A 17,423-nucleotide genomic window follows, 5' to 3' on the forward strand; every position below is an offset into this window, starting at 1 on the left:
CCGCACGGGGCCGTACCAATGACGAGGAGACGCCGATGGCACCAGCCATCACCCTTGCCGCAGAAGCGCCCAAGCTGTCTGCCGCGAACACAGGGTTCATGCTCATCTGTTCCGCCCTGGTGATGCTCATGACGCCGGGTCTGGCCTTCTTCTACGGAGGCATGGTCCGCGTCAAGAGCACCCTGAACATGCTGATGATGAGCTTCATCAGCCTCGGGATCGTCACCATCCTGTGGGTGCTGTACGGCTTCTCCATGGCGTTCGGCACCGACTCCGGCAGCCTCATCGGCTGGAACTCGGACTGGCTCGGCCTCGACAAGATCGGCCTGACGGAGCTGTGGCCCGGCTACACCATCCCGGTGTTCGTGTTCATGGTCTTCCAGCTGATGTTCGCGATCATCACCCCCGCCCTGATCAGCGGTGCCCTCGCGGACCGGGTGAAGTTCAGCGCCTGGGCGCTGTTCATCACCCTGTGGGCCACGGTCGTCTACTTCCCGGTCGCGCACTGGGTCTGGGGCGCCGGCGGCTGGGCCTTCGAGCTGGGCGTCATCGACTTCGCCGGTGGTACGGCGGTCCACATCAACGCCGGTGCCGCGGCGCTCGGCGTGATCCTCGTCATCGGCAAGCGCGTCGGCTTCAAGAGGGACCCGATGCGCCCGCACAGCCTGCCGCTGGTCATGCTCGGCGCCGGTCTGCTGTGGTTCGGCTGGTTCGGATTCAACGCCGGCTCCTGGCTCGGCAACGACGACGGCGTCGGCGCGCTGATGTTCGTCAACACGCAGATCGCCACCGCCGCCGCCATGCTGGCCTGGCTCATCTACGAGAAGATCCGCCACGGCGCGTTCACCACGCTGGGCGCCGCCTCCGGCGCGGTCGCCGGCCTGGTCGCCATCACCCCGTCCGGTGGCGCGGTCACCCCGCTCGGCGCGATCGCCGTCGGCGCCATCGCCGGTGTGCTGTGCGCCATGGCCGTCGGCCTGAAGTACCGGTTCGGCTACGACGACTCCCTCGACGTCGTCGGCGTCCACCTGGTCGGCGGTGTGCTCGGCTCCCTGCTGATCGGCTTCTTCGCCAGCGGCAAGGGCCAGTCCACCGCGGAGGGCCTCTTCTACGGCGGCGGCCTCACCCAGTTCTGGAAGCAGTGCGCCGGCGTCTTCGCGGTCCTCGCCTACTCCCTGATCGTCTCCGCGATCCTGGCCTTCATCCTGGACAAGACCATGGGCATGCGGGTCACCGAGGACGACGAGGTGGCCGGTATCGACCAGGCCGAGCACGCCGAGACCGCATACGACTTCAGCGGCGCCGGTGGCGGCGCCGCCAAGACGGCCGTCACGGCCCCCGTCGCCGCAGCCGCGAGCAAGAAGGTGGACGCATGAAGCTCATCACCGCCGTCGTGAAGCCGCACCGGCTCGACGAGATCAAGGAGGCCCTCCAGGCCTTCGGCGTACACGGCCTGACGGTCACCGAGGCCAGCGGCTACGGTCGTCAGCGGGGCCACACCGAGGTCTACCGGGGCGCCGAGTACACCGTCGACCTGGTCCCCAAGATCCGCATCGAGGTCCTGGTCGAGGACGACGACGCCGAGCAGCTGATCGACGTCGTGGTCAAGGCGGCCCGCACCGGCAAGATCGGTGACGGCAAGGTCTGGTCGATCCCGGTCGACACGGCCGTACGGGTCCGGACCGGCGAGCGCGGTCCCGACGCGCTCTGAAGACCCTCGAGGCAGGCAACGGAACAGGAGTCGCTGGGTGACGGGTACGGACGTGCAGAAGGAAGCAGAGGACTCGGGACCCAGCGGCTACGCGGCGGCCCGGCTGCGTCTCCTCACCGAGGAGGCGCGGTCCGGGCCGCCGCGCCGTGCGGCCCTGGCCGAACTCACGGACGACTGGCTCACCGGGCTGTTCGCGGCGGGCGCCGAGGGTCTGCGCGGGGCCTCTCTCGTCGCCGTGGGCGGTTACGGACGCGGCGAGCTGTCCCCGCGCAGCGACCTCGACCTGCTCCTGCTGCACGACGGCAGCGACACCAAGGCCGTCGCCGCCCTCGCCGACCGGCTCTGGTACCCCGTCTGGGACCTGGGGCTGGACCTCGACCACTCCGTCCGCACACCGGCCGAGGCCCGCAAGACCGCCGGTGAGGACCTCAAGGTGCAGCTCGGACTGCTGGACGCCCGGCACATCGCCGGCGACCTCGGTCTCACCTCCTCGCTGCGTACGGCGGTCCTGGCCGACTGGCGCAACCAGGCGCCCAAGCGCCTCCCCGAACTCCAGGAACTGTGCGCCGAACGCGCCGAGCGCCAGGGTGAACTGCAGTACCTGCTGGAACCCGACCTGAAGGAGGCTCGCGGCGGGCTGCGCGACGCCACCGCGCTGCGCGCCGTCGCCGCCTCATGGCTCGCCGACGCCCCACGCGAGGGCCTGGCCGACGCCCGGCGCCGGCTCCTCGACGTCCGGGACGCCCTGCACCTGGCCACCGGGCGCGCCACCGACCGGCTCGCCCTCCAGGAGCAGGACCAGGTGGCCGCCGAGCTGGGCCTGCTCGACGCGGACACCCTGCTGCGACAGGTGTACGAGGCGGCCCGGCTCATCTCGTACGCCAGCGATGTCACGTGGCGCGAGGTGGGGCGCGTCCTGCGGTCGCGCGCCGTGCGGCCCCGGCTGCGCGCCATGCTGGGCGGCGGGCGAGCTCTCGGCAGCGGGAAACCGACCGCCGAGCGCTCTCCGCTGGCCGAGGGAGTGGTGGAGCAGGACGGAGAGGTGGTGCTCGCCCGCGCCGCGCGCCCCGAACGCGACCCCGTGCTGCCGCTGCGCGCCGCGGCCGCCGCCGCGCAGGCCGGCCTGCCGCTCTCGCTGCACGCCGTACGGCGCCTGGCGGCCACCGTGCGCCCGCTGCCCACGCCCTGGCCCGCCGAGGCCCGCGAACAGCTCGTCACCCTGCTCGGCTCCGGCCGCCCCACCATCGACGTCTGGGAGGCGCTGGAGGCCGAGGGGCTGATCACCCGGCTGCTGCCCGACTGGGAGCGGGTCCGCTGCCGCCCGCAGCGCAACGCCGTGCACCTGTGGACCGTCGACCGGCACCTCATCGAGACCGCGGTACGCGCCTCCGAGTTCACCCGCCGGGTCAGCCGCCCCGACCTGCTGCTGGTCGCCGCGCTGCTGCACGACATCGGCAAGGGCTGGCCGGGCGACCACTCCGTGGCGGGCGAGATCATCGCCAGGGACGTGGCCACCCGCATCGGCTTCGACCGCCACGACGTGACCGTCGTCGCCACCCTCGTACGGCACCACCTCACGCTCATCGACACCGCGACCCGGCGCGACCTGGAGGACCCGGCCACCGTGCGCTCGGTCGCCGAGGCCGTCGGCTCCGAGGGCACGCTGGAGCTGCTGCACGCGCTCACCGAGGCCGACGCCCTCGCCACCGGCCCGGCGGCCTGGTCGTCCTGGCGCGGCTCACTCGTCGCCGACCTGGTCAAACGGGTCTCGGCGGTGCTCGCAGGCGACGCCCCGGACGACCCCGAGGAGGCCGCGCCGACCGCCGAGCAGGAGCGGCTCGCCCTGGAGGCGGCCGCCACGGGCAGCCCGGTGCTCTCACTGCGGGCCCAGACCGAGCCGCCCGCCGGTCAGGAGCCGTCCGGCGACCCCGAGCCGCTCGGCGTGGAGCTGCTGATCGCCGTACCCGACCAGCCCGGAGTGCTGCCCGCGGTGGCCGGTGTCCTGGCCATGCACCGGCTGACCGTACGCACCGCCGAGCTGCGCTCCCTGCACCTGCCGGACGGTGTGGAGGGGTCCGTCCTGCTGCTGGACTGGCGCGTCGCGGCCGAGTACGGCTCGCTGCCGCAGGCCGCCCGGCTGCGCTCGGACCTGGTCCGGGCCCTGGACGGCTCCCTGGACATCGCCGGCCGCCTCGCCGAACGGGACGCGGCCTATCCGCGCCGCAGGGGCGTGATCGCCCCCGCGGCCCGGGTGTCGGTCCACCCGGCCGCCTCCCGGCTGGCCACGGTCATCGAGGTCCGCTCCCAGGACGCCCCGGGCCTGCTGTTCCGCATCGGCCGGGCCCTGGAGGACGCGAACGTGCGGGTGCGCAGCGCCCATGCCTCGACCCTCGGCGCCAACGCCGTCGACGCCTTCTACGTGACCGGCCCGGAAGGCGCGCCGCTGCCCGGCGACGAGGCGGCGGCGGTGGCGCGGAAGCTGGAGGAGACACTGCGGGGGTGAGGCCGACCCGGCGACTTGTCACGCCGGGATACCCTGGAGGGCGATTCCCTGTAGCCACCGACCCCGAGGACCGCGAGCGCCGTGTTCGATACTCTTTCCGATCGCCTCTCAGCGACCTTCAAGAACCTGCGCGGCAAGGGACGGCTCTCCGAGGCGGACATCGACGCCACGGCGCGCGAGATCCGGATCGCGCTGCTCGAGGCGGACGTGGCGCTTCCCGTCGTCCGGACGTTCATCAAGAACGTCAAGGAGCGCGCCCTCGGCGCCGAGGTCAGCAAGGCGCTGAACCCCGCCCAGCAGGTCCTCAAGATCGTCAACGAGGAACTGGTCACCATCCTCGGCGGCGAGACCCGGCGCCTGCGCTTCGCCAAGCAGCCGCCCACCGTGATCATGCTGGCGGGTCTGCAGGGTGCCGGTAAGACCACCCTCGCGGGCAAGCTCGGCCGCTGGCTGAAGGAGCAGGGCCACTCGCCGCTGCTGGTCGCCTGTGACCTCCAGCGCCCCAACGCCGTGAACCAGCTGAGCGTCGTCGCCGACCGCGCGGGCGTCAGCGTCTACGCGCCGGAGCCGGGCAACGGCGTCGGTGACCCGGTCAAGGTCGCCAAGGACTCCATCGAGCACGCCAAGTCCAAGGTCCACGACATCGTGATCGTGGACACCGCCGGCCGTCTCGGTATCGACCAGGAGATGATGCAGCAGGCCGCGGACATCCGCGACGCGGTCTCCCCGGACGAGATCCTGTTCGTCGTCGACGCGATGATCGGCCAGGACGCGGTCAACACCGCCGAGGCCTTCCGCGACGGCGTCGGCTTCGACGGCGTGGTGCTCTCCAAGCTCGACGGTGACGCCCGCGGTGGTGCCGCCCTGTCGATCCGGCAGATCACCGGCAAGCCGATCATGTTCGCCTCCAACGGCGAGAAGCTCGACGACTTCGACGCGTTCCACCCTGACCGGATGGCCTCCCGCATTCTCGACATGGGTGACCTGCTCACCCTGATCGAGCAGGCGGAGAAGACGTTCAGCCAGGAAGAGGCCGAGAAGATGGCCTCCAAGCTGGCGTCCAAGAAGGGCCAGGACTTCACCCTGGACGACTTCCTGGCCCAGATGGAGCAGGTCCGCAAGATGGGCTCCATCTCCAAGCTGCTCGGCATGCTGCCGGGCATGGGCCAGATGAAGGACCAGATCAACAACCTCGACGAGCGGGACGTCGACCGCACGGCCGCCATCATCAAGTCGATGACCCCGGCCGAGCGCCAGGAGCCGACCATCATCAACGGCTCGCGCCGCGCCCGTATCGCCAAGGGCTCCGGCGTCGAGGTCAGCGCGGTCAAGAACCTCGTCGAGCGGTTCTTCGAGGCCCGCAAGATGATGTCCCGCATGGCCCAGGGCGGCGGCATGCCCGGGATGCCGGGGATGCCCGGCATGGGCGGTGGCCCCGGCCGCACCAAGAAGAAGCAGAAGCAGGCCAAGGGCAAGCAGCGCTCCGGCAACCCGATGAAGCGCAAGCAGCAGGAGCAGGAGGAGGCCGCCCGCCGGGCCGCAGCGGCCGAGGGCGGCAGCGCCTTCGGGCTGCCGCAGCAGGGCGGCAAGGACTTCGAACTGCCCGACGAGTTCAAGAAGTTCATGGGCTGACACCCTTCGGAACCGCGCTGAGGGCGCCCCCCTTGTCCGGAGGAGGGCGCCCTCAGCGGTGTGCCGGCGGCTCGGCGGTCAGCCGTTCGGGAACTTCCAGACGTAGGGCTCGCCGTCCTCCTCGGACCAGTGCACCTCGACGCTCTTGGCGTCCGCGGGCACCACGTACGTCTCGCAGAAGACATGGCTCTCGCCCTGCTTCCAGCTCTCGACGTCGTACGGGTCCTCGCAGCCGGCGGCGTCCTCGGACGCGCCGATGAGGACCGAGCCGCGCTGTCCGTCGGCGAAGACCGTCGTGCCGTCGTGCACGTCGGAGCCTTCGGTGAGGGCAGGCCCGCTCTTGTGCGTGTACTTCACGTACGCGACGGCCAGCGCCTTGCCCTTGACCTTGTCCGGCTCGGAGACGGCCTTCGCCGCCTCGGCCTCGGTGCCCACCTCGACCTTCTGCGCCAGCACCTCGTAGGTGACCTCGCCCGGGTCCTCGGCGACCTTGCCCGTGGCGCCTTCGCCGGCCTCCATCTCGCCGCCGGAGGTCGGCTCCGGCGACGGCGAGGCCTTGGCCTGGGCGGTGCCGGTGCTCTTCGCGTCGGCGGTGTCGTCGCCGCCCCCGCAGGCGGTGAGCGTCAGGGCGAGGACGGCGACGGGCGCGACGAGGCGCAGCGTGGTCTGGTGGTGCGGCACAGCAGCTCCTGTATGCAGATGTATAGGTCCCCCGAGCGGTGGATCACTTTAAGCGTTCATGATCCACTTGGTGGAACCAAAAGCTTCCCTTGGTGTTTCCTTCACACCATTCACACCTGCATCGGGAGCGCTGTGCGTCAGGGTGTCCGGGCGATCAGGTACCGGAACACGTTCGGCATCCACACCGTCCCGTCCTGGCGCTGGTGCGGATGCAGGGCCTCGGTCAGCTCCTTGTCGACCTGCACCTGGTCCGTCGCCGTCATCGCCGCGTCGAACAGACCCGTCGATTTCAGGCCGCGTACCGCGCTGTCCACGTCGGCGTAGCCGAAGGGGCACGCCACCCGCCCCGACCCGTCGGGCCGGAGCCCGGCCCGGTGGGCGACGTCCTCCAGGTCGTCGCGGCGGGCGGGGCGCCAGCTGCCCGAGGTGCGCAGCGGCTCGGCCAGCTTCGTCGCCACCCGCATCACGGACGCCGTGGCGCAGCGCTCCGGCGGGCCCCAGCCCGCCAGCACCACGGCCGCACCGCGCCGCGCGAGCGGTGTCGCCTCCGTGAGCGCTCCGGCCAGCCCCTCGGAGTCACCCGCCAGGCACCCGATCGGCTCGAAGGCGGTCACCAGGCTGTAGCCGGGAGCGCCCGGCTCCGCGGTGTCCCGGGGCGAGCCGTCGACGAGCCGGGCGTGCGGACGCGCACGCGTGTCCGACGCCCCGGGGAGCAGCCGCTCCCGTGCCAGGGCCATTCTTTCGGGGGAAGCGTCGACACCGGTGACCGCCGCTCCCCGGGCGGCGGCCATCAGCAGGGAGAGCCCGGAACCACAGCCGAGGCCGAGCAGCCGCGTCGCGGGACCCACGTCCAGTCGCTCGTAGACGGCCTCGTAGAGCGGTACGAGCATCCGCTCCTGGATCTCGGACCAGTCACGCGCGCGTGCACGCAGGTCCACGCGGGGTGCTGCCCCCGCGTGAGGCAGGTGCTGCCGCACGAGCGTAGGTGTCATAAGTAAGCGCCCCAATCCGCCGAGAGTTGCCTCTTGCCCGATTCCATGGCCCCCGTGACAGTGCGCTCGCACTACCCCCGTATGCCAGGAAACTCCCCCCTCGACCCGCCGTCCAGTGGAATGCGGCAGGGTCTGTGAGTTGTCATGTGCCTATGGCGAGATTTCACATTCCGGCAATCCGGGCCCGTAGCATCCCGCCATGGCGAAGGCACCTGTTCTCACCCCCCGGGCGGACGATTTCCCGCGCTGGTACCAGGACTTGATCACCAAGGCGGAGCTCGCCGACAACGGGCCGGTGCGCGGCACCATGGTCATCCGACCGTACGGATACGGGCTGTGGGAGCGGATGCAGGCGGAGATGGACGCCCGCATCAAGGAGACGGGCACCCAGAACGCGTACTTCCCCCTGCTGATCCCCGAGTCCTACCTCGCCCGGGAGGCCGACCACGTCGAGGGCTTCGCGCCCGAGCTGGCCGTCGTCACCCACGGCGGCGGCAAGGAGCTCGAAGAGCCCGCCGTGGTCCGGCCCACTTCCGAGATGATCATCAACGAGTACTTCTCGAAGTGGGTGCAGAGCTACCGCGACCTGCCGCTGCTCATCAACCAATGGGCGAACGTCGTGCGCTGGGAACTGCGCCCCCGCCTGTTCCTGCGGACCTCCGAGTTCCTCTGGCAGGAAGGACACACCGCGCACGCCACCCACGAGGAGGCGCGCGATTTCGCCGCGCACATCCACCGGGCGGTCTACGAGGACTTCATGCTGAACGTCCTCGCGATGGACGTCGTCCCCGGCCGCAAGACCGTCAGGGAGCGGTTCGCCGGCGCGATCAACACCCTCACCCTCGAAGGCATGATGGGCGACGGCAAGGCCCTGCAGATGGCCACGAGCCACGAACTGGGCCAGAACTTCGCGAAGGCCTTCAACACCCGGTACCTGTCCAAGGACGGCCGGCAGGAGCTGGTCTGGCAGACCTCCTGGGGCTCCACCACCCGCATGATCGGTGCCCTGGTGATGATGCACGGCGACGACCACGGCCTGCGCGTCCCGCCCCGGCTGGCGCAGATCCAGGCCGTCGTGCTCGCGATCAAGGGCGACGAGACGGTTCTGGCCAAGGTCCACGAGCTCGGCGACCGGCTCGAGGCGGTCGGTGTCCGCGTCCACGTGGACGACCGCACCGACACCCCCTTCGGCCGTCGCGCGGTCGACTGGGAGCTCAAGGGCGTGCCGGTCCGGATCGAGATCGGCCCGCGCGACCTGGAGAACGGCACCGCGATGCTGGCCCGCCGCATCCCCGGGGGCAAGGAGCCGGTGCCGCTGGACGACCTCGCCGCACTGCTCCCGAAGGTCCTCGAGGAGGACCAGGCACTGCTGCTCCGGCAGTCCCGCGAGCGCCGCGAGTCCCGGACGGCCGAGGTCTCGACCCTGGCCGAGGCCGTCGAGGCCGCCACGTCCGGCGGCTGGGTGCGCATCCCGTGGGCGGTGCTCGGCGCGCAGGGCGAGGCCGAACTGGCCGATCACGCGGTGACCGTACGGTGTCTGGTCGCCGAGGACGGGTCGGTGCCGGACGCCGACGACGCTCCGGGTAACGTCGCGGTCGTGGCACGCGCTTACTGAGCGAGGCCCAAGGCGGCCGAAACGCCTCTTGCGTACCCGTGGCCCTCTGCTACCCCGGCGTGCGGATTGAGCGTACGCGCCGGGCAAGAAGGTGGCCCGAAGGGCCTCGGTTGAGGGTGGTGGCGGGAGACGGGCGGGCGTACGCGAGACTACGCACCACCTTGTGGTGAGCTGTGAGGCTTCTCCACAGATCTGCGCACCCGCCCTCGTCGGGACGCATCAGAGGCAACTGACGGGTACGTGCAAATTATTTGGGATGGCCCGGAATCGGAACACTGGGGCACCCCGGCTCGTTGTCATTACGTGAGCACGACACAGACACCACCTGTTCTCGCCGCAGAGCTGGCACAGGCGTGGGCCGACATTCAGCGGTACCACCCCGAGCTGCCCGACCTTGCCGCGCCAGAGTCCCTGATCGGGGAGTCGTCGTCCGCGTGCGGTCACGAGCTCTCCTTCGAGCGACTGCTCCATGAGGCAGTCCATGGCATCGCCGCCGCGCGCGGAGTCCGCGACACCTCCCGGGCCGGCCGCTACCACAACCGCAGATTCCTCGCGATCGCCGAGGAGCTGGGCCTGGACCATCCCGAGGAGCCGCATCCCAGCAGCGGCTTCTCCCTGGTCACGCTCACCCCCGAGGCGAAGCGCCGCTACCGCCCGACGGTGGAGCGTCTCCAGCGCGCTCTGAAGGCCCACACCGCGGCGACCTCCTCCGACACGTCCCGCACCTTCCGGGGTCCGGCCGCCCGGCACGGATCCTCGGGCGGCGGTGTCCGCGTCAAGGCGGTCTGTGACTGCGGCCGTAACGTCCGGGTCGTCCCGTCCGTCCTGGCCCAGGCCCCGATCGTCTGCGGCGGCTGCGGCAAGCCGTTCCGGATCCCGGACATCGTCGGAGCGGTTGCGAGCTGACGCCCCGCACCGGCATCTCGTGGCTGCCGGTCTTCGGCGCAGGGCTCGGGCCGATGGCGCACCCGACGTGCCTCACCTCTCACGCCGGGTGCGCCATCGGCGTGCCCGCACGGCGGATCAGGCCCCCGGCCCGGAGCGACCCGCCGCGTGTGGCACAATGGCTAGCTGTACTCGACAGCCGCACAGGAACCCTCTCGCCTCCGGCTGACGCGTCCATCGGGCACTCGGGTACCGCAACCCCACGCGGCATTTCTCGCCGTGCCCAACCACGTCAAATCCAGGAGAACCCACTCCCGTGGCAGTCAAGATCAAGCTGAAGCGTCTGGGCAAGATCCGTTCGCCTCACTACCGCATCGTCGTCGCCGACTCCCGTACCCGCCGTGACGGCCGGGCCATCGAGGAGATCGGCAAGTACCACCCGACGTACAACCCGTCGGTGATCGAGGTCGACGCCGAGCGTGTGGCGTACTGGCTCGGTGTCGGCGCCCAGCCGACCGAGCCCGTGATGGCCATCCTCAAGAAGACCGGCGACTGGCAGAAGTTCAAGGGCGAGCCCGCCCCGGCTCCGCTGCTGACGCAGCCCGAGAAGGCCGCGCGCCCGTCGTTCGAGGCCATCGGCGGCGACGACGAGGGCAAGGGTGAGGCGATCACCCAGAAGAAGAAGGCCGAGAAGAAGGACGAGGCCGCCGAGTCCGCTTCGACCGAGGCCTGAGCATGCTCGAGGAGGCTCTCGAGCACCTCGTGAAGGGCATCGTCGACAACCCTGACGATGTGCAGGTCGCCTCGCGCAACCTGCGTCGCGGTCGCGTGCTCGAGGTCCGGGTCCACCCGGACGACCTCGGCAAGGTGATCGGTCGCAACGGCCGCACCGCGCGCGCCCTGCGTACCGTCGTGGGCGCCATCGGCGGCCGGGGCGTCCGCGTCGACCTCGTCGACGTGGACCACGTCCGCTGACGCTTTCGCAGCAGCACCGGCTCGGGCCGGGGAGGGCCACTGGGCCGTCCCCGGCCCGCAGTCGTATGACAGGAGAATGGACACGTGCAGCTGGTAGTCGCACGGATCGGCCGTGCCCATGGCATCAAGGGTGAGGTCACCGTCGAGGTGCGGACCGACGAGCCGGAGCTGAGGCTCGGCCCCGGTGCCGTACTCACCACCGATCCCGCCTCCGCGGGACCGCTCACCATCGAGACGGGCCGCGTCCACAGCGGCCGTCTTCTGCTGCGCTTCGAGGGCGTCAGCGACCGCACCGCCGCCGAGGCCCTGCGCAACACCCTCCTGATCGCCGAGATCGACCCGGAGGAACTGCCCGAGGGCGAGGACGAGTACTACGACCATCAGCTCATCGATCTCGACGTGGTCACCGCGGACGGCACGGAGGTCGGCCGCATCACGGAGATCTCGCACCTGCCCACCCAGGACCTGTTCATCGTGGAGCGGCCCGACGGCAGCGAGGTGATGATCCCCTTCGTCGAGGAGATCGTCGCCGAGATCGACCTCGAGGAGCAGAAGGCCGTCATCACCCCCCCGCCGGGCCTGATCGACGACCGCGCCGAGGTCGCGTCCGGCCGGGACGACGTCTCCGGCCGGGAAGAGTCGTAATGCGCCTCGACGTCGTCACGATCTTCCCCGAGTACCTGGAACCGCTGAACGTCTCCCTCGTCGGCAAGGCACGCGCGCGTGGACAGCTGAACGTGCACGTCCACGACCTGCGGTCCTGGACCTACGACCGTCACAACACGGTCGACGACACCCCCTACGGCGGCGGCCCCGGCATGGTCATGAAGACCGAGCCCTGGGGAGACGCACTGGACTCCGTCCTGGCCGACGGCTACGAGACGGGCTCCGGGGAGCCCGCCCTCATCGTGCCGACGCCCAGCGGCCGGCCCTTCACCCAGGAACTCGCCGTCCACCTCTCCGAGCGCCCCTGGCTGATCTTCACCCCGGCCCGCTACGAGGGCATCGACCGCCGTGTGATCGACGAGTACGCGACACGGATGCCGGTGTACGAGGTGTCCATCGGGGACTACGTCCTGGCCGGCGGCGAGGCGGCCGTCCTCGTCGTCACGGAAGCCGTGGCGCGGCTGCTGCCCGGCGTCCTGGGCAATGCCGAGTCCCACCGGGACGACTCCTTCGCGCCCGGCGCCATGGCGAACCTGCTCGAAGGGCCCGTCTACACCAAGCCCCCCGAGTGGCGCGGCCGGGACATCCCCGACGTGCTGCTCAGCGGCCACCACGGCAAGATCGCCCGCTGGCGCCGCGACGAGGCCCTCAAGCGCACCACCGCCCACCGGCCCGACCTCATCGAGCGCTGCGACCCCAAGGCCTTCGACAAGAAGGACCGCGAGATGCTCTCCATCCTGGGCTGGACACCCGACCCGTCGGCAGAGCCCTACGGCCGATTTTGGCGCAGGACCGACGACGTGGAAGAATAGCCAGCTGTTGTGCGTCCGTCCGGCGTGCGCCCCTGCCACAGGGGGAGACGACGTCCGCCCCGACCCGCACACACCTGATCCCGAAACCTAGTTTCCGTTGATGACCTGTGGCATCAGCGAGGAAAGCAGACGAAATGTCTCACCTGCTCGACACCGTCGACTCCGCGTCGCTGCGCAGCGATGTCCCCGCCTTCCGCCCGGGCGACACCGTCAACGTCCACGTCCGCGTCATCGAGGGCAACCGCTCCCGTGTGCAGCAGTTCAAGGGCGTCGTGATCCGCCGCCAGGGCGCCGGCGTGCGCGAGACCTTCACGGTCCGCAAGGTCTCCTTCTCCGTCGGCGTCGAGCGCACGTTCCCGGTGCACACCCCGATCGTGGAGAAGATCGAGCTCGTCACCAAGGGTGACGTCCGCCGCGCCAAGCTGTACTACCTGCGCGAGCTGCGCGGCAAGGCCGCGAAGATCAAGGAGAAGCGCGAGAACTGAGCGCTCTCCGGGGTTCGCGTCGGGGCCGGATAGCATCTGGCCCCGATGGACACCGAAGCACAGCCCACGGAGCGCGACCGCTCCTCCCGCCCTTCCGGCTCCGAGACGACCTCGGAATCCGCAGGGCCGGAGGACCGGTCGCGTTTCGCGTTGGCGGCGCGTGTCGGCTCCTGGGTCCCGGGCGGCCGGATCACCCTCATCCTGCTGGTCTGCCTGGTGTTCCTGCTGTTGCTCAGCGCGTTCGTGGCGCGGCCGTTCCAGATCCCCAGCGGATCGATGGAGCCGGGATTGAGGATCGGGGACAGGGTTCTCGTAAATAAGTTGGCGTACCGTTTCGGTGCCGTGCCGCAGCGGGGAGACATCGTCGTGTTCGACGGGACCGGGTACTTCGGGCACGCGGACTACGTCAAGCGCGTTGTCGGTGTGGGGGGAGACCGCGTGGTCTGCTGCGACAGGGAGGGGAGGCTCCAGGTGAACGGCCGGCCGGTCGACGAGTCGGGCTTCCTGCATCCCGGCGACAGCCCGTCCGCGGTGCCCTTCGACGTCGTCGTGCCCCATGGCACCCTGTTCGTCCTCGGCGACCACCGCAGCGACTCCAGTGACTCCCGCGACCACCTCGGCTCGCCGGGCGGCGGCATGATCCCCGTCGACGACGTGATCGGCCGCGCCGACTGGATCGTCTGGCCGTTCGGTCACGCCACCCGGCTGCACCGGCCGGACGCCTACGCGCGCGTGCCCGACGCCGGTGGGGCGGGCGCCCATGGGTAACCGCGGCAAACCGCGCGGCGTCCCTGCGGGCCCCGCGGAGAACCTGCTGCCCACCGGCGCCCGGCGCGCCGCTGGCCCGTCCGGCAGCGGCCGTACGCGGGCCGAGCGCCGTAAGCTCCAGCGGAAGGTCAAGCGGCGCCGCAGGCGCGGAGCCGTGAAGGAGATACCACTCCTCGTCGGCGTGGCGGTCCTGATAGCGCTCGTGCTGAAGACGTTCCTCGTCCAGGCCTTCGTCATCCCGTCCGGTTCCATGGAGCAGACGATCCAGATCGGTGACCGCGTCCTGGTCGACAAGCTCACCCCGTGGTTCGGCTCGCAGCCGCAGCGCGGGGACGTCGTCGTCTTCAAGGACCCCGGCGGCTGGCTCCAGGACGAGCAGCCCGCCTCGCAGAAGTCCGACCCCGTCGTCGTCAAGCAGGTGAAGGAAGGGCTCACCTTCATCGGCCTGCTGCCGTCCGAGAACGAGAAGGACCTCATCAAGCGGGTCGTCGGCGTCGGCGGCGACCGCGTCAAGTGCTGCGACACACAAGGGCGGGTGACCGTCAACGGTGTCCCGCTGAACGAGGACTACCTGTACCCCGGCGCCGCCCCCTCCGACACCCCGTTCGACATCACGGTCCCTCAGGGACGGCTGTGGGTGATGGGCGACCACCGGAACAACTCCGCGGACTCCCGCGCCCACCAGGACACCGACTACGGGGGCACGGTCTCCCTGGACGAGGTGGTGGGCCGCGCCATGGTCATCGCCTGGCCCTTCGGCCACTGGAACATGCTGGAGGAGCCGAATACCTACGCCACCGTGTCCGACTCGGCCACCGGGTCGACCGCTGCTCCCGAACTGTCGCATAGGGTTGCCTCCTACGATCCGAACGGAACGATCCAGCTCCCGACCCCTGCGGAACTCCCGCTCGTTATGGGAGTGGTGGGCCTGCGCCGCGTATGGGGCAGGCGGCGGCACAGAGTGAGGAGTTGGCGTGGGGGATGTGGCGGTTGGCGCACGGTCCGGACACGACGGCGAGGAGCACCGCGGGCGCCCTGCGGAATCCACCGTCCCGGCCGCGGACAGCGCCGTGACCTCCGGGAATGACTCCGGGGCAGCCGAGGACGGCAGGGTGACGGGCGAGCAGAGGTCAGGCGAGGGCCAGGGACCGGGCGGTACGGCCGGGACACCGAAGAAGCCGCGCTCCTTCTGGAAGGAGCTGCCCATCCTGATCGGTATCGCGCTGGTTCTGGCGCTGCTGATCAAGACCTTCCTGGTGCAGGCGTTCTCCATCCCCTCCGACTCGATGCAGAACACCCTCCAGCAGGGTGACCGCGTCCTGGTGGACAAGCTCACGCCCTGGTTCGGCTCCGAGCCCGAGCGTGGCGAGGTCGTCGTCTTCCACGACCCGGACAACTGGCTGGCGGGCGAGCCGACCACGGACCCGAACGCGCTGCAGACCTTCCTCAGCTGGATCGGCCTCATGCCGTCCGCGGAGGAGAAGGACCTCATCAAGCGCGTCATCGGAGTCGGCGGCGACACCATCGAGTGCAAGAACACCGGCCCGCTCATGGTCAACGGCAAGGCGCTGAACGAGCAGGACTACGTCTACGCGGGCAACACTCCGTGCAGCGTCGACGACCAGGGCGGCCAGTTCAAGGTCAAGGTCCCCAAGGGCTACATCTGGGTCATGGGCGACCACCGGCAGAACTCGAGGGACTCCCGCTACAACCAGTCCGACAAGCACCACGGCATGGTCCCGGTGAAGGACGTCGTCGGACGCGCCGTCGTCGTCGCCTGGCCCATCAACCGCTGGGCCACCCTGCCGGTCCCGGACACCTTCGACCAGCCCGGGCTGAACGCCCAGCCGGCGGCCGCGGGCCTGACGGTCGCGCCGCAGGGGATCGCGCTCCTCGGCGTGGTGCCGGTGGTGCTCTGGCGTCGCCGGAAGCAGTGATCCCGACCATGGGCTGACCCCGGCCGGTACCGCCGGGTAGGGTGCGGACCCATGGGTGGCGAGAGCGTGACGCACACGGCCCCGCGCAGCGGCGGCTCGGGCACGGGCCCGGTGGGCAGCCGGACCGGACAGCGGTTGTCCGGGCTGGCCGTCGCACTGGGCCTCGTGCTGTTTCTCGGCGGATTCGCCTGGGGAGCGGTGGTCTACCGGCCCTACACCGTGCCCACCAGTTCGATGACCCCGACGATCGACGCGGGCGACCGGATCCTGGCGCAGCGAGTCGACGGCGGTGAGGTCCGCCGCGGTGACGTCGTCGTCTTCAAGGACGCGACCTGGGCCAACGCGCCGATGGTCAAGCGCGTGGTCGCCGTCGGCGGCGACACGGTCTCCTGCTGCCAGGACGGCAGGCTGAAGGTGAACGGCAAGGAGATCGACGAAACGTACCTGCCCAAGGGCACACCGGCCGAGATGAGCAACTTCCCGACCGTGACCGTCCCCGAGGGCCGGCTCTTCCTGCTCGGCGACGAGCGGGGCAATTCCGTGGACTCCACGGCCCACCTGACCGACGCCGCCAGTGGCACGGTGGCACGCTCCGCGGTGGACGCCCGCGTCGACACCGTCGTGTGGCCCATGAAGGGCATGCTGCAGCGCCCCACCGGCTTCGAACCGCTCGGCGCCCTCTCCTCGCCCGGGCCGCTGCGGACGATCACCTCGCTCGTGATCGCCGGCGCCGTGCTCGTCCTGGGCGGAGGCGCCTACGGGCCCATCGCCAAGCGCGCGGGTGCCGCCCGGGCACGGCGGGAGAGCGCCGCGGAGCCCGCAGGTGTCCGCTGAGGCCATGGGAACGGGCCAGGACACCTACGAGGGCGGGCTGCGCAGGGTCGCCCGGGTCGTGCTGCTCGATCCGCAGGACCGCATCCTGCTGCTGCACGGGCACGAGCCGGACGACCCGGGCGACGACTGGTGGTTCACCCCCGGCGGCGGTGTGGAGGGCGAGGAGACCCGTGAACAGGCCGCGCTGCGGGAACTCGCCGAGGAGACGGGCATCACCGAGGTCGAACTCGGCCCGGTGCTGTGGCGGCGCAAGTGCTCCTTCCCGTTCGCGGGCCGCCGCTGGGACCAGGACGAGTGGTACTACCTGGCGCGTACGGACCGCACGACGGTGGCCGCCACCGGGCTGACCGAGCTGGAGCGGCGCAGCGTCGCCGGAGCGCGCTGGTGGACGTGTCCGGAATTGAGCCGGGCACATGAGACGGTGTATCCGACCAGACTCGCCGGGCTGCTGCGCACGCTGCTCGACGAAGGTCCCCCGGCCAGGCCAGTGATCCTTGACCCGGAAATCGTCTAGGGGCTCACCGGACTGGCGCACAATGGGGGGATCGCACGGCTGAAGGGGAACATGCCATGAGCGCCGAGGACCTCGAGAAGTACGAGACCGAGATGGAGCTGAAGCTCTACCGGGAGTACCGCGATGTCGTCGGTCTGTTCAAATACGTGATCGAGACCGAGCGACGCTTCTACCTGACCAACGACTACGAGATGCAGGTGCACTCGGTCCAGGGTGAGGTGTTCTTCGAGGTCTCCATGGCGGATGCCTGGGTCTGGGACATGTACCGGCCGGCGCGGTTCGTGAAGCAGGTGCGGGTCCTCACGTTCAAGGACGTGAACATTGAGGAGCTGAACAAGAGCGACCTGGAGATGCCCAGCGGCTGAGGGTCCTCGCGCGGGTGACGGAGTTGTCCACAGTCGCTGAGCCGTCCA

19 protein-coding genes are annotated in these 17,423 nt (G+C 70.4%); 17 read left to right on the forward strand and 2 right to left on the reverse strand.

Annotation, left to right across the window (positions count from 1 at the left end; genetic code table 11):
• The first annotated feature begins 35 nt into the window (after positions 1–35).
• From AB0B29_RS30985 to ffh, 4 genes are all read left to right on the forward strand, one after another.
• Entirely contained in the window at positions 36–1,376 is a 1,341-nt protein-coding gene (locus AB0B29_RS30985; RefSeq protein WP_362244899.1) for an ammonium transporter, read from the forward strand.
• A complete protein-coding gene (locus AB0B29_RS30990) occupies positions 1,373–1,711 on the forward strand; it encodes a P-II family nitrogen regulator (RefSeq protein WP_003993253.1) in 339 nt (112 codons plus the stop codon). The genes AB0B29_RS30985 and AB0B29_RS30990 overlap by 4 nt, the downstream gene beginning before the upstream one ends.
• Before the next feature lie 37 nt (positions 1,712–1,748).
• Positions 1,749–4,214 (forward strand): [protein-PII] uridylyltransferase, encoded by a 2,466-nt coding sequence (locus AB0B29_RS30995; RefSeq protein ID WP_362244900.1) that lies wholly within the window; start codon positions 1,749–1,751, stop codon positions 4,212–4,214.
• 81 nt (positions 4,215–4,295) lie between these two features.
• On the forward strand, positions 4,296–5,846 hold the full coding sequence (gene ffh, locus AB0B29_RS31000; protein ID WP_362244902.1) for a signal recognition particle protein: 1,551 nt from the start codon (positions 4,296–4,298) through the stop codon (positions 5,844–5,846).
• 78 nt (positions 5,847–5,924) lie between these two features.
• Here ffh and AB0B29_RS31005 read toward each other — a convergent pair whose 3' ends face one another.
• Together AB0B29_RS31005 and AB0B29_RS31010 are read right to left on the reverse strand one after the other, a co-directional pair.
• Positions 5,925–6,527, reverse strand: a complete 603-nt coding sequence (locus AB0B29_RS31005) for a hypothetical protein (RefSeq protein ID WP_362244904.1) — start codon at positions 6,525–6,527, stop codon at positions 5,925–5,927.
• 137 nt (positions 6,528–6,664) lie between these two features.
• Positions 6,665–7,519 (reverse strand): methyltransferase domain-containing protein, encoded by an 855-nt coding sequence (locus AB0B29_RS31010; protein WP_362244906.1) that lies wholly within the window; start codon positions 7,517–7,519, stop codon positions 6,665–6,667.
• Positions 7,520–7,718: 199 nt separating this feature from the next.
• Here AB0B29_RS31010 and proS point away from each other — a divergent pair, with 199 nt between their 5' ends.
• The 13 genes from proS to AB0B29_RS31075 all read left to right on the forward strand — a co-directional run bounded on the left by proS (position 7,719) and on the right by AB0B29_RS31075 (position 17,375).
• The gene (gene proS, locus AB0B29_RS31015) at positions 7,719–9,134 is read left to right on the forward strand and encodes a proline--tRNA ligase (RefSeq protein WP_362244908.1); all 1,416 of its coding nucleotides are present in this window, start codon (positions 7,719–7,721) and stop codon (positions 9,132–9,134) included.
• A gap of 303 nt (positions 9,135–9,437) precedes the next feature.
• On the forward strand, positions 9,438–10,040 hold the full coding sequence (locus AB0B29_RS31020) for a hypothetical protein (RefSeq protein WP_362244910.1): 603 nt from the start codon (positions 9,438–9,440) through the stop codon (positions 10,038–10,040).
• Between the two features lie 295 nt (positions 10,041–10,335).
• A complete protein-coding gene (rpsP, locus tag AB0B29_RS31025; RefSeq protein ID WP_030852064.1) occupies positions 10,336–10,752 on the forward strand; it encodes a 30S ribosomal protein S16 in 417 nt (138 codons plus the stop codon).
• A 2-nt stretch (positions 10,753–10,754) separates the two neighbouring features.
• Positions 10,755–10,994: an RNA-binding protein gene (locus tag AB0B29_RS31030; protein WP_003973401.1), complete on the forward strand. Its 240-nt coding sequence runs from the start codon at positions 10,755–10,757 to the stop codon at positions 10,992–10,994.
• Between the two features lie 84 nt (positions 10,995–11,078).
• Positions 11,079–11,639, forward strand: a complete 561-nt coding sequence (gene rimM, locus AB0B29_RS31035; protein ID WP_362244912.1) for a ribosome maturation factor RimM — start codon at positions 11,079–11,081, stop codon at positions 11,637–11,639.
• On the forward strand, positions 11,639–12,472 hold the full coding sequence (gene trmD / locus AB0B29_RS31040) for a tRNA (guanosine(37)-N1)-methyltransferase TrmD (RefSeq protein WP_362244914.1): 834 nt from the start codon (positions 11,639–11,641) through the stop codon (positions 12,470–12,472). The genes rimM and trmD overlap by 1 nt, the downstream gene beginning before the upstream one ends.
• 134 nt (positions 12,473–12,606) lie before the next feature.
• Entirely contained in the window at positions 12,607–12,957 is a 351-nt protein-coding gene (rplS, locus tag AB0B29_RS31045; RefSeq protein WP_010044485.1) for a 50S ribosomal protein L19, read from the forward strand.
• 45 nt (positions 12,958–13,002) lie between these two features.
• Positions 13,003–13,725 (forward strand): signal peptidase I, encoded by a 723-nt coding sequence (lepB, locus tag AB0B29_RS31050; RefSeq protein WP_362244916.1) that lies wholly within the window; start codon positions 13,003–13,005, stop codon positions 13,723–13,725.
• Positions 13,718–14,812 carry a signal peptidase I gene (lepB, locus tag AB0B29_RS31055; RefSeq protein WP_362244918.1) on the forward strand — a complete coding sequence of 365 codons (1,095 nt, stop codon included), beginning with the start codon at positions 13,718–13,720 and terminating at the stop codon, positions 14,810–14,812. The genes lepB (AB0B29_RS31050) and lepB (AB0B29_RS31055) overlap by 8 nt, the downstream gene beginning before the upstream one ends.
• On the forward strand, positions 14,700–15,662 hold the full coding sequence (gene lepB / locus AB0B29_RS31060) for a signal peptidase I (RefSeq protein WP_362244920.1): 963 nt from the start codon (positions 14,700–14,702) through the stop codon (positions 15,660–15,662). The genes lepB (AB0B29_RS31055) and lepB (AB0B29_RS31060) overlap by 113 nt, the downstream gene beginning before the upstream one ends.
• Positions 15,663–15,713: 51 nt before the next feature.
• Positions 15,714–16,496, forward strand: coding sequence for a signal peptidase I (gene lepB / locus AB0B29_RS31065; protein ID WP_362244921.1), 783 nt, complete (start codon positions 15,714–15,716; stop codon positions 16,494–16,496).
• 4 nt (positions 16,497–16,500) lie between these two features.
• Positions 16,501–17,010, forward strand: a complete 510-nt coding sequence (locus tag AB0B29_RS31070; RefSeq protein WP_362244923.1) for an NUDIX hydrolase — start codon at positions 16,501–16,503, stop codon at positions 17,008–17,010.
• Positions 17,011–17,066: 56 nt separating this feature from the next.
• Positions 17,067–17,375 carry a DUF2469 domain-containing protein gene (locus tag AB0B29_RS31075; protein WP_161368193.1) on the forward strand — a complete coding sequence of 103 codons (309 nt, stop codon included), beginning with the start codon at positions 17,067–17,069 and terminating at the stop codon, positions 17,373–17,375.
• The last annotated feature ends 48 nt before the right edge of the window (positions 17,376–17,423 follow it).

The sequence above is a fragment of the Streptomyces tibetensis genome (assembly GCF_040647715.1).
In the GTDB taxonomy this organism is placed as follows: Bacteria; Actinomycetota; Actinomycetes; order Streptomycetales; family Streptomycetaceae; genus Streptomyces; species Streptomyces tibetensis_A.